Here is a 12,791-nt window from a genome sequence, read left to right as displayed (position 1 = left end):
AAAAGGGTGCCGTATGGCACCCTTTGTCGTTTTTCGTGATTGAATTATGCTTTCTCTGGAATCGCTTCTAAAAGCGCGACCATCTGTTCCCAGTACAACTGAACAGTATCAATCTTCACTTTCTCATCTGGAGAGTGAGGGAATTTTATTGTTGGACCGAAAGAAACCATATCCATGTGTGGGTATGGTTCTTTAAATAGGCCACACTCAAGACCAGCATGGATGACCATGATGTTCGGCTTATGACCGTAAATGCCTTCATACATATCACGGAAAATTGCCATGATCTCGGAATCTGCATCTGGCTTCCAGCCAGGGTAAGCGCCTGAGAACTGAATTTGTGCGCCTGCTAGCTCAGTAATCGAGCGCAGCATGCTTTCCACTTGGCTACGGCCAGAGTCAATGAGAGAACGAATCAAGCAAAGCACGGTGACTTTATTTTCTTCTGTGCTGATCACACCAACGTTTAGAGAAGTTTCAACAACGCCTTCCACCTCATCACTCATACGGATTACGCCGTTTGGACAAGCGTTAAGTGCCGCAATGAATCGTTGCTGATCGGCGATTGAAAATACTTGCGCGTCAGTCGTGATCACTTCATTAAAGGTTACGATACCTGTTTCGATTTTACCCAATTCAGTTTTAAGCAGCTCAGTGTAGTGGTTGAACAGCTCAGCAAGCTTGTCTTGGTTTTCGACAGGAAGCGCGACAGTAACAAACGCTTCGCGAGGGATTGCATTACGTAAGCTACCACCACGGAATTCGACTAAACGTAAATCAAGCTCTTGAGCATGACCGGCAAGGAAACGACCAAGTAATTTGTTGGCATTACCGCGACCTGTGTGAATGTCACAACCTGAGTGACCACCTTTTAGGCCTTTCAGCGTCAGTTGGCGTGTTACAAAACCTGCAGGCGTTGATTCTCGAGAAATATCGAAAGTCATGGTGCCATCAACGCCACCTGCACAACCCATGTAGACTTCGCCTTCTTGTTCAGAGTCTGTATTTAGAAGAATCTCACCCTCTAACCAACCAGCTTCAAGGCCAAATGCGCCAGTCATGCCTGCTTCTTCATCAATCGTCAGCAGAACTTCGAGTGGACCGTGCTTAATATCTTTAGATGCCAATACAGCAAGGCAAGAAGCCATACCAATACCGTTATCTGCACCAAGCGTCGTGCCTTTCGCAGTTACCCATTCGCCATTGATGTAAGGTTGGATTGGATCTTTGGTGAAGTCGTGTTCAGTGTCTTCGTTTTTCTGCGGCACCATGTCGATGTGTGCTTGAAGTACAACAGCCTTCTTATTTTCCATTCCTGGTGTCGCGGGCTTTTTGATGAACACGTTACCGGTTGGATCACGGCGAACGTCAAAGCCTTGCTCTGTTGCCCAGTTGATAATGTACTGTGCTAATGCTTCTTCATGTTTCGATGGATGAGGGATAGAACAAATCTTATCGAAAAACTGCCAAAGTGGAGCAGGTGATAAGGTACTGATCTCAGAATGGAACTCAGACACGGATGACTCCTTTTGATGTGCTTTGCCAAATATATACCGTAAAAATATTATCAAGGTAGCATTAAATGCTATACGACTTGGCCTTCAAATTGCCGTTAGCATACCACCAGATAAAGAGTACGAGTAGTCGCGATCACAAGGATTTCTCTCAGAACTGTCACAGTTTGTGAATACAATAACAAGCACTATGTGTTCTCTATCATATATTCTGAAAGTGGCTTTATTTTTTAATTCATAAAATTGTAATTTAATTACACATAAACTTTGATAAAGGTCAATTTGTGCATTTTTTGTGATTCCAGTCACTAAAATGCTTGTAATTAAATTTCTTGGTGGTATATTTGTAACCAGCTTCTGAGAGAAGAATGAAATGCTCAAAGGATGAGTCCGTTTTATCGCCTCCAAGGAACCGAGAAATCAACGAATGTTTAATTGATTTAAAAGGTGATAGTTATGAAAGGTTTACCAAGTACAATGTTCTGGAATAGTAAGTCTGTTTACACCGGTAACTTTGTATACCCAACAAGCTTTGGCTACTAAGTGAAGTCAACGCATGTGACTCGAACAGTTTGTTCACCCCTATAAATTGGAATTTTTTTTCAGTGATAGTGCTGACATGATTCACCGCCACCCAAATTGGGTGGCGTTTTTTTATCTCTATTTTCTCTTCCTGACTCACTTATTGCCATCAAAGCCTTCTTCTATTCCCCATTCTTCGGTTTTATCGACTTTTCCATCAAATCTGTTAGATACCATGTTTAAAATGGGCCTTTTTCATCTGAAAGTTTAGTACATTGCTCAGTTTTTATTCTCTTTTAGAGAACTGTGTTATCTGGGTTACCTATTGTTTTATAAGAATATATTTCTTTGCTTGCTATGATAGATTAGAGAATGTGTTTCATATCCAAAGAAAAAAAACGCATTAGAGTGAAGATTCTATCTAGAATTTGCTATTTGATAACTTTATAATTCCCGCCAATCGATTACGCAACCGTTTACTTTTTACCTTTACAGGATTCGATCATGCTCGAGAGGCTTTTTAAACTCAGTGAAAATGGCACAAATGTGCGCACTGAGATCATTGCAGGTGTTACGACCTTCCTAACTATGGCTTACATTATTTTTGTAAACCCAGCGATCCTGTCGGATACCGGTATGGACCGTGGCGCCATTTTTGTCGCGACTTGTCTTGCTGCCGCAATCGGCTGTTTTATCATGGGATTTGTTGCCAATTACCCAATCGCACAGGCACCAGGAATGGGCCTGAACGCATTTTTTACTTACTCTGTTGTATTGGGAATGGGTTATACGTGGCAAGTTGCGTTGGCGGCTGTATTTGTTTCTGGCCTTCTGTTCATTCTTTTAAGCGTATTTAAGATCCGTGAGTGGATTATTAACTCGATCCCGCATTCTCTACGAACAGGTATTTCAGCTGGTATTGGTCTTTTCTTAGCGTTTATCGCATTAAAAAATGCAGGTATCGTCGTTGATAACCCAGCGACATTAGTTTCTATGGGAGAGATCACATCATTGCCATCTGTATTGGCCGCGATTGGCTTCTTTCTTACGATTGCACTGGTTCACCGTGGTGTGAAAGGTGCGGTGATGATCGCCATTCTTGGCGTTACAGCGCTTGGTCTTCTATTTGGTGATGTGCAGTGGGGCGGTATTATGTCAACGCCACCAAGCATTGCGCCAACTTTCATGCAACTGGATTTCTCTGGTTTGTTTGAAGTAGGCATGATTTCCGTCGTATTTGCTTTCCTATTTGTCGATTTATTTGACACCGCAGGTACGCTCGTTGGCGTTTCTCAAAAAGCTGGTCTAACTGATGAGAATGGCAACATCCCTCGTTTAAACAAAGCGTTACTTGCAGACTCAACAGCAACGTCAGTAGGTGCATTACTTGGTACCTCCAACACGACATCTTATATTGAAAGCGTTTCTGGTGTAGCTGCGGGTGGGCGTACTGGTCTAACAGCCGTGGTTGTTGGTGTACTCTTCCTACTTGCTCTATTGTTCTCACCACTTGCGGGTATGATCCCTGCTTATGCAACGTCAGGTGCGCTATTCTATGTGGCGATCTTGATGCTGTCTGGGCTAGTAAGCATTGATTGGCGTGACCTAACTGAAGCGTCCCCAGTTGTTGTGACTTGTTTAGTTATGCCGCTAACATTCTCGATTGCAGAAGGTATCACGTTAGGCTTTATCGCATACGCGGCGATCAAGTTATTCAGCGGTAAGGGCCGTGAAGTGTCGATGAGTGTATGGGTGATGTCAGCCATCTTCATCGTTAAATACCTCGTCGGTTAATTTCTCGAGCAAAAAGCCAGTGTGGATTTATTCACGCTGGCTTTTTCTTTTTTACGTTGTTCACAGAAGACGGTTTTTCTGCGGAATAGGCAGAGAATTTTGATATCACCGTTGGTATTAGCGGTGTGTTTCGGTAGAATAATCGTTTGCGCAGCTTGAAATCCTCGTCTCCAAACATTTTGGAGAAGTTAGTGAGCATTCCGCTTTTGAGTGACTTCGCTAGATTTTGAGGATGCATATTTTCAAATTATTAGGTTATTACAATGAGTAAAAAATTCATTATCACTTGGGATGCAATGCAGACTTACTGCCGTGAACTGGCTGAGAAACAAATGCCAGCTGAGCAATGGAAAGGAATTTGGGCGGTAAGCCGCGGCGGTTTGGTTCCTGGCGCTATTTTAGCTCGTGAACTGGGTATTCGTTACGTTGATACAATCTGTATTTCAAGCTACGACCATGATCATCAGCGCGATATGACGGTACTAAAAGCACCTGAAGGTGATGGCGAAGGTTACCTAATCGTTGAAGACCTAGTAGACAGTGGTGATACAGCGCGCAAACTACGTGAGATGTATCCAAAAGCGAAAATGATCGCTGTGTGTGCGAAACCATCAGGCAAAGAGCTGCTGGATGATTACGTTGTAGATATTGCTCAAGACACTTGGATCGAGCAGCCTTGGGATATGTCAATCCAGTATGCTGAGCCAGTAAACCGCAAGCAAAAATAAGCGCGGTTAAAGAATATTGAGAAATGCCCCTTTATAGGGGCATTTTTTTTATTATGATATTAAATCATGCTAATAGCCTAGGGTTCTTCCTATGTCTGAAGACGTCAGTAAAAATCTTTCCGAAACTTTGTTCGTGAAACATAAGCAAGCAAAAGAAACCTCCGCGCTTACCCAGTACATGCCGACCAGTAAAAAAATACTTGATGAACGAGAAGCGCAGGGTGATCGTGCTTGGTATCGTCATTTGCGTCGCTTGCAATGGGCTTGGCAAGGATTGTCTCCGATCGAAATGGAAGGCGTACTGTCCAAAATTGCTTCATCATCTCACTCGCGAACCAATGATGATTGGTTAGACACTGTAATGGGTTATCACAGTGGTAACTGGACATTTGAGTGGATCAAGCTTGGTATGGATCATCAGAAGCGAGCAAATGAAATGCAAGGAGAAGAGGCAGCGGATGAACTCTTCACTGCTTCTTTGTGTTTTAGTATTGCAGGCTACCCACATTTAAAAAATGATAACTTGGCATCGCAGGCTCAAGTACTGGCAAACAAAGCGTATTCTGACGGCGCAGAAAAAACTAAGTACACCATCAAGCAAATTGAAGTGCCTTACCAAAATCGCAAAATCATCGCGAACCTCCATTTACCAAGAACGGATAAACAGTTGCCTGTGGTCATGGTGAGCGCTGGTTTGGATACTCTACAAACCGACATGTGGCGTTTGTTCCGTAATCGTCTTGCACCGCGAGATATTGCGATGTTAACCGTAGACATGCCTTCGGTAGGGCATAGCTCTCATTGGCCCTTGACCGAGAATTCAAGTTGCCTACATCAAGCGGTATTGAATGAGCTTTACTCGCTACCTTGGGTTGATCATCACAAAGTGGGGTTAGTTGGGTTTCGTTTTGGTGGTAATGCCATGATCAGACTCTCTTTTGTCGAGCAGGAAAAGATCAAAGCTTGTGTCGCTCTAGGCGCGCCCGTACATGATATTTTTACTTCCCCTCAGAAGTTACAAAAAATGCCGAAGATGTATTTAGATCTTTTGGCTTCCCGTTTGGGGAAAAATGCGGTTGATATTAATAGCATGGCTGGTCAGATGATGGCGTGGTCATTGAAGGTTCAGGGCTTCCTGAGCAGTCGAAAAACCAAAGTGCCTATTTTGGCTTTGAGTCTTGAAGGCGATCCAGTGTCGCCACACAGTGATAATCAACTTGTTGCTCTATTTAGCCAGTATGGTAGAGCGAAAAAAATCAGTTCCAAAACAATTACAAAAGGATATGAGCAATCCCTCGATTTAGCCATAAAGTGGCTAGAAGATGAATTATTAGGGTGACAATTCTCCTAAATTAGTTAAGAGTGATATATCTGAGCAAAAAATAAGCTCATGATAATTAAAAATAATAATCATTCTTGGGTGTTTACTTTTAACTATGAAAACGGAGATTCATATGTCAGAGACGACTCAGGGCCCGACTCACTTTCGCTTGATGTCAAAGTTGAAGGCGATAGGGCCTTACCTGCGCGAACCACAATCGCAAGAAGGGCGCTATTATTTTGATTGTTTATCTGTATGTGTAGACGACAAAAAATCGCCTGAGAAGCGTGAATTTTGGGGCTGGTGGATGGATTTGGAATCCATCGAGGGAGGCTTTACTGCTAAATATCATATTGGCAAGTACAACAAAGAAGGGCAATGGGTATCTGAAGCCCTTCCCAAAAAAGTGGTAGAGGAAGTGTATCTCACGCAGAGCACATTCCATCAAAAGCTGGTTGATACTTTAGAAGAACACTTCAAATTAGAAGTCGAATATCACACGGAGTCTTTCGATTTCGCTTAATTTGGTTGTTTTCATTTAATACCAAACAAAAAGGTGCGAAAACGCACCTTTTCTCTTGTTAATTCCCTATTTGATTGTTAAAACATCCTCTCTTTATTTGTTTTTCACTTCAGAAGACATCATGACAACGAATCAACAAAATGCAGTTGTTTCACAACCACAAACTGTCGTTGTGAAACTGGGTACAAGTGTGCTGACAGGCGGCACTCTGGCACTCGACCGTGCACACATGGTTGAGTTAGCACGCCAGTGTGCTGAGCTTAAAAAACAAGGCCATTCAATCGTAATGGTTTCGTCTGGTGCGATTGCAGCAGGCCGTGAGCATCTTGGTTACCCCGCATTGCCCAACGAGATGGCGAGTAAGCAGTTACTTGCCGCGGTGGGGCAGAGTCGCTTGATTCAAACATGGGAGTCTTTGTTTGGTATTTATGGTATCAAGATTGGCCAAATGCTACTAACCCGTGCCGATTTAGAAGATCGTGAGCGATTCCTTAACGCGCGTGACACTATTAATGCGCTCGTTGCGAACGATATTGTTCCTATCGTAAACGAAAATGATGCCGTTGCGACTAGCGAGATTAAAGTTGGCGATAACGACAACCTTTCCGCTTTGGTAGGCATTTTATGTGGTGCAGATAAGCTCTTGCTTTTAACGGACCAAAAAGGTCTGTTTACTGCTGACCCTCGCAAAGATCCGAACGCAGAGCTTATCAAGGAAGTAAAAACCATCGACGATACGCTGCGTAAAATCGCAGGTGGAAGCGGTACAACATTGGGTACTGGTGGTATGGCAACGAAGCTGCAAGCCGCAGACATCGCTCGCCGCGCAGGTATCGAGGTTATTATTGCTGCTGGTAGTGCGCCGAATGTTATCTTTGACTCTTTAAGTGCTGAACCTCAGGGCACGCGCTTCCTACCTTGCGCTGAAGCCTTAGAGAACCGTAAACGCTGGATTCTAGCGGGACCTGCGGCATCGGGCGACATCGTTATTGATGATGGTGCAGTCAATGCTGTGGTCGGCAAGGGCAGTAGCCTACTTGCTAAAGGGGTCATCAAAGTTAGTGGTGACTTCGCACGAGGCGAAGTGGCGCGTGTAACAAACGCTCACGGTAAGTTGGTGGCTCGTGGCATCAGCGCCTACTCAAGTGATGACCTAACTAAAATTACTGGTAAACACAGTAAAGATATCATCTCTATTTTGGGGCATGATTATGGCTCTGAGGTGATTCACCGCGATGATTTGGTCGTCATTCAGGAATAGAATTAGAGGGAAGCAAAGTGGATTTAACGAATATGGGTAAAGCTGCTAAAGATGCAGCTTTCGAATTAGCGACAGCGTCAACTGCGCAAAAGAACCAAGCATTAGCCATCATTGCTGATGAGCTAGAAGCAAACTCTGCTGCTATTTTGGCGGCAAACGCTAAAGACATCGAACTTGGCCGTGAAGCGGGTTTAACCGATGCGCTGCTCGATCGCCTTTTGCTTAATGAAGAACGACTGACTGCAATTGCGAATGATGTTCGCAACGTCATTAGCTTGAACGATCCTGTAGGCAGCGAAATAGACAGTAAGGTACTGGAAAATGGGATGTCACTGTCTCGTCGTCGTGTGCCGCTTGGTGTCGTGGGCGTAATTTATGAAGCGCGTCCAAACGTAACCATTGATATTGCAGCGTTGTGCTTGAAAACCGGCAACGCAAGCATTTTACGTGGTGGCAAAGAGACCTTTTTCTCGAATATGGAATTAGTGAAGGTTATTCAGTCTGCGCTCGCAAAGGCGAACCTTCCAGCCGCTTCTGTGCAGTACATTGAAAAACCAGATCGTGAGCTTGTTTCTCAATTGCTTAAGTTGGACGATTACGTCGACATGATCATTCCACGCGGTGGTGCTGGCCTACACAAAATGTGTAAAGAAAACAGCACGATTCCGGTGATTATTGGTGGCTTTGGTATCAGCCATATCTTTGTCGACGAATCCGCTGATCTAGAGAAATCCCTGAATGTGGTTGAGAACTCTAAAGTTCAACGTCCATCTGCGTGTAACTCATTAGATACGCTGCTCGTGCATGAAAAAATTGCAGCGCAATTCCTACCAATGATCGTAGAGCGCATGAACGATAAAGTGACCTTCGTGACAGAGCCTAAGGCAAAAGCACTGATGGCTCAAGCAACACAAATTCGCGATGCTGTTGAAGGTGACTTTGATACGGAATGGTTGAGCTACACTCTTGGTGTAAAAGTTGTGTCTGATGTGAAAGATGCCATTGTTCATATGCGTGTCCATAACGCGAGCCACTCAGATGCGATCATGACCAATAGTTTGGAAAACTCAGAACTGTTCATCAATTCTGTCGGTTCGGCGGCGGTTTATGTGAATGCTTCAACGCGCTTTACAGACGGTGCGCAATTTGGCCTTGGCGCAGAAGTCGCAGTATCTACGCAAAAGCTACATGCACGCGGTCCGATGGGCTTAGAAGAGCTAACTAGCTACAAGTGGGTTGGTAAAGCGAACTACTTAGCACGCAGTTAACACATTCGACGAGATCTTGAGTGAAAAAGGGGCCTTTGCGCCCCTTTTTGTTTTGTCTAACATACCAATTCCGCTACACTACATGAGCTTTTATTTCGGTTTGAAAGCGTTATACCCAAATAGCTTTAATAGAGTCCGTATAACCATGAACGCGTGGTTATCCGTGATTGCTCATGAGGTTATTTTGGTATAGATATGGAGGTGATATGCATTGTCCTTTTTGTTCCGAGAACGATACCAAAGTTATTGATTCCCGCTTAGTGGCTGATGGCCATCAAGTTCGACGTCGCCGTCAGTGCTTGGCGTGTAGCGAGCGTTTCACTACGTTTGAAAGCGCAGAGTTAGTGATGCCTAAAGTGATCAAATCGAATGGCAACCGTGAACCATTTGATGAAGATAAAATGGTTGGCGGTATTCAACGAGCTTTAGAGAAACGCCCAGTGAGTGCCGATTCTATAGAGTTAGCGATCAGTATGATCAAATCACAACTGCGTGCGACGGGTGAGCGAGAGGTTCCGAGTGAAATGATTGGTAATTTAGTCATGGACCAGCTCAAAGAGCTCGATAAGGTGGCTTACATTCGTTTCGCTTCCGTTTACCGCAGCTTTGAAGATATTCGCGAGTTTGGCGAAGAGATTGCCCGCCTAGAAGACTGAGTAGCTCATGACTCAACACACTCCTGAAAGAGCGTTTTCTGATTTAGATTTCGCCATGATGTCACGAGCTATTAAGTTAGCGGAACGTGGCATTTATACCACCGCCCCTAATCCAAATGTAGGGTGTGTCATCGTTCGTGATGAAGAAATTGTCGGTGAAGGCTATCACCATCGTGCTGGTGAGCCGCATGCCGAAGTGCACGCGATGCGCATGGCGGGTGAAAAAGCAGTTGGTGCAACCGCTTATGTGACGCTAGAACCTTGCTCTCATTACGGCCGTACACCGCCATGTGCCGAAGGGCTGATTAAAGCCAAAGTGGCACGTGTGGTTTGCGCCATGGTAGACCCAAACCCGAAAGTTGCAGGTCGCGGCATCCAGATGTTACGTGATGCCGGAATTGAAGTACAAATCGGCTTGTTAGAGCAAGATGCCCTTGCCCTTAACCCTGGTTTTATAAAGTACATGCGTACAGGCATGCCGTTTGTTCAATTAAAAATGGCAGCCAGTTTGGATGGGCAAAGCGCACTCAGTAATGGTCAGAGCCAATGGATCACCTCCCCAGCGGCCCGCCAAGATGTGCAGCGTTATCGAGCGATAAGTGGTGGCATTCTTTCTACTAGCAAAACGGTGATTGATGATAATGCATCACTCAACGTGCGCTGGGATGACTTACCTGATAGTGTTCAAGCGCAGTATTTACAAGAAGAGCTTCGTCAACCAGTACGTGTAATCTTAGATCGTCAGAACCATTTAACTGATGCGCTCAAGCTGTTCCATACCGATGGAGAGCGAGTTATTGTTCGCTCTGATGGAGACTGTATCCCTCTATTGGACAGCGCTGACCAAATTGACTTATCAACGACATTAAAACGTATCTCGGATGAGCACCACATCAATCACTTATGGGTTGAAGCTGGAGCTACGCTAGCGAGTGCGATGATAAAGGCTAATCTTGTAGATGAGCTCATTGTTTACCTTGCGCCAAAACTCATGGGCAGCGATGGTCGGGGGCTTATCGGTGCTTTAGGGTTAAGCGCTATGGCTGACGTCATAGATTTAAACATTACAGACGTTCGTATGGTTGGGGTAGACATTCGCATCACCGCCACCATAAAACGTAATGAAATTAGATAAGAAATAGTATGTTTACAGGAATAGTAGAAGCAGTTGGCAAGTTAGCTGCGATTACGCCGAAGGGCGAAGACATCACCGTCACGGTTGAAACGGGTACGCTTGATATGTCAGACGTTAAGTTAGGCGATAGCATTGCGACCAATGGTGTTTGCTTAACGGTAGTTGACTTCGGAAGCCACTATTACAGTGCTGATCTGTCATTAGAAACCTTGAAGAAAACTGGGTTTGCTGAATACCAAGTAGGCGATAAGGTGAATCTAGAAAAAGCCATGTTGCCAACAACGCGATTGGGTGGACATATCGTTTCTGGCCATGTCGATGGGGTTGGTGAAATTGTCGAACGCAATTCAGTTGGCCGTGCGATAGAGTTTTGGGTTGCAATGCCTGCGGAAATTAGCAAGTACGTTGCAGAGAAAGGCTCGATTACTGTTGATGGTATTAGCCTAACCGTCAACGACTTACGTAAAAATGCTTTTAAGCTGACGATCGTTCCTCATACGAGTGAAGAAACTACGATTGACCAGTTTCAAGTGGGGCGCAAAGTCAACTTAGAGGTTGATGTACTTGCGCGTTATATGGAGCGTTTACTGCAAGGACAACAAGAAGATAAGGCCGAGTCTCGTATCACGATGGACTTTTTACAGCAAAACGGTTTTGCATAAGTCTTGGGAGTGGCTGCGTGAGGCATGCGATAAAGAGCAGACTCACAGAACACCGCGAGATTCATTGACTTGCTTAATGCAAAGCTCAAACTATTGACCTAACTAGCATTCACTGCAACGTAATTTTTCATTGCTGTCGCAATAACAACTTTAGAATAACGGGATAACAGACTATGCCAATCAGTACGCCACAAGAAATTATTGATGATATTCGCGCAGGCAAAATGGTCATCCTAATGGATGATGAAGACCGCGAGAATGAAGGTGACTTGATCATGGCTGCCGAGCATATTACGCCGGAAGCCATCAACTTTATGGCAACCTATGGCCGTGGCCTGATTTGTTTAACCATGACCAAAGATCGTTGCGAAAGTCTAGGTCTGCCACCAATGGTGCAAGACAATAATGCGCAATACACCACCAACTTTACTGTTTCGATTGAGGCAGCAGAAGGGGTAACGACTGGTATTTCAGCCGCAGATCGCGCACGTACCGTTCAAGCAGCAGTCGCGCCAAACGCTAAAGCTGCGGATTTGGTGCAGCCTGGTCACATCTTCCCTCTCGCAGCTCAAGACGGCGGTGTACTGACTCGCGCAGGTCACACTGAAGCTGGCTGTGATTTGGCTCGTCTTGCTGGTTTAGAGCCAGCATCGGTGATTGTTGAGATCTTAAATGACGACGGCACGATGGCCCGTCGCCCAGATCTAGAGATCTTTGCAGAGAAGCACGGTATTAAATTGGGCACTATTGCCGACCTAATTGAGTACCGCAATAACACTGAGACAACGATTGAACGTGTGGCAGAGTGTAAGTTACCGACAGAGTTTGGCGAGTTCACGTTAGTCACGTACAAAGACACCATTGATAACCAAGTGCACTACGCAATGTGCAAGGGCGATTTGAAAGAAAAAGCGCCACTGGTTCGCGTTCATCTTCAAGACGTTTTTACCGACTTACTACGTAGCGATCGTAATGCAGAGCGCAGCTGGACACTAGATAAGGCAATGACACGCATTGGTGAAGAAGGCGGTGTGCTGGTTGTTCTTGGCCATGAAGAATCGACCGATCTACTTATTCATCGCGTGAAGATGTTCGAAGCGCAAGACAAAGGTGAAGCCCCAACGCTTGCTAAAAAACAAGGCACGTCTCGCCGTGTTGGCGTTGGTTCACAGATTCTTGCGGATCTCGGTGTACATGATATGCGTCTTCTGTCATCGACCAACAAAAAGTACCACGCGTTAGGTGGTTTTGGTCTGAACGTTGTTGAGTACGTCTGCGAGTAACAACCGAACAATAAGTTCCTAGTCTTTGACGTGCTTAACTCGTCAATGGCTAGGAACCGGTGATTTGCCTCCAATTTCCATTAGATATTGCTCACAAATTTGTGCTAGAATCCGGCGATTCTCA

The 12,791-nt window shown here is 44.9% G+C and carries 11 protein-coding genes; 10 read left to right on the top strand and 1 reads right to left on the bottom strand.

What is annotated here, in order from left to right; all coding sequences use genetic code 11:
- Positions 1-44 precede the first annotated feature (44 nt).
- Complete coding sequence (locus tag R7Z50_RS20400; protein WP_042521203.1) at positions 45-1,517, bottom strand: aminoacyl-histidine dipeptidase; 1,473 nt, start codon at positions 1,515-1,517, stop codon at positions 45-47.
- A gap of 1,023 nt (positions 1,518-2,540) precedes the next feature.
- Between R7Z50_RS20400 and R7Z50_RS20395 the strand changes: the two genes are divergently transcribed.
- The 10 genes from R7Z50_RS20395 (at position 2,541) to ribBA (ending at position 12,667) form a co-directional block, all read left to right on the top strand.
- Complete coding sequence (locus R7Z50_RS20395) at positions 2,541-3,830, top strand: NCS2 family permease (RefSeq protein WP_005381592.1); 1,290 nt, start codon at positions 2,541-2,543, stop codon at positions 3,828-3,830.
- Positions 3,831-4,093: 263 nt separating this feature from the next.
- Positions 4,094-4,558: an oxytetracycline resistance phosphoribosyltransferase domain-containing protein Tet(34) gene (tet(34), locus tag R7Z50_RS20390; RefSeq protein WP_005381590.1), complete on the top strand. Its 465-nt coding sequence runs from the start codon at positions 4,094-4,096 to the stop codon at positions 4,556-4,558.
- 91 nt (positions 4,559-4,649) lie between these two features.
- A complete protein-coding gene (frsA, locus tag R7Z50_RS20385) occupies positions 4,650-5,897 on the top strand; it encodes an esterase FrsA (protein WP_005381586.1) in 1,248 nt (415 codons plus the stop codon).
- Positions 5,898-6,012: 115 nt separating this feature from the next.
- Positions 6,013-6,402, top strand: coding sequence for a sigma factor-binding protein Crl (gene crl, locus R7Z50_RS20380; RefSeq protein WP_005381584.1), 390 nt, complete (start codon positions 6,013-6,015; stop codon positions 6,400-6,402).
- A 121-nt stretch (positions 6,403-6,523) separates the two neighbouring features.
- Positions 6,524-7,663: a glutamate 5-kinase gene (proB, locus tag R7Z50_RS20375; protein WP_005383771.1), complete on the top strand. Its 1,140-nt coding sequence runs from the start codon at positions 6,524-6,526 to the stop codon at positions 7,661-7,663.
- 17 nt (positions 7,664-7,680) lie between these two features.
- The gene (locus R7Z50_RS20370; protein ID WP_025768889.1) at positions 7,681-8,931 is read left to right on the top strand and encodes a glutamate-5-semialdehyde dehydrogenase; all 1,251 of its coding nucleotides are present in this window, start codon (positions 7,681-7,683) and stop codon (positions 8,929-8,931) included.
- A 206-nt stretch (positions 8,932-9,137) separates the two neighbouring features.
- On the top strand, positions 9,138-9,587 hold the full coding sequence (nrdR, locus tag R7Z50_RS20365) for a transcriptional regulator NrdR (RefSeq protein WP_005381578.1): 450 nt from the start codon (positions 9,138-9,140) through the stop codon (positions 9,585-9,587).
- 7 nt (positions 9,588-9,594) lie between these two features.
- Positions 9,595-10,722 carry a bifunctional diaminohydroxyphosphoribosylaminopyrimidine deaminase/5-amino-6-(5-phosphoribosylamino)uracil reductase RibD gene (gene ribD, locus R7Z50_RS20360; RefSeq protein WP_206970855.1) on the top strand — a complete coding sequence of 376 codons (1,128 nt, stop codon included), beginning with the start codon at positions 9,595-9,597 and terminating at the stop codon, positions 10,720-10,722.
- Positions 10,723-10,730: 8 nt separating this feature from the next.
- Positions 10,731-11,384, top strand: coding sequence for a riboflavin synthase (locus tag R7Z50_RS20355; protein ID WP_005381574.1), 654 nt, complete (start codon positions 10,731-10,733; stop codon positions 11,382-11,384).
- Positions 11,385-11,557: 173 nt separating this feature from the next.
- The gene (gene ribBA / locus R7Z50_RS20350; protein WP_115385781.1) at positions 11,558-12,667 is read left to right on the top strand and encodes a bifunctional 3,4-dihydroxy-2-butanone-4-phosphate synthase/GTP cyclohydrolase II; all 1,110 of its coding nucleotides are present in this window, start codon (positions 11,558-11,560) and stop codon (positions 12,665-12,667) included.
- Positions 12,668-12,791 lie beyond the last annotated feature (124 nt).

It is taken from the genome of Vibrio sp. 1249-1, assembly GCF_033340495.1.
The sequence above is the reverse complement of the archived record's forward strand: the minus strand, read 5'-3'. Positions and strand labels throughout refer to the sequence as shown.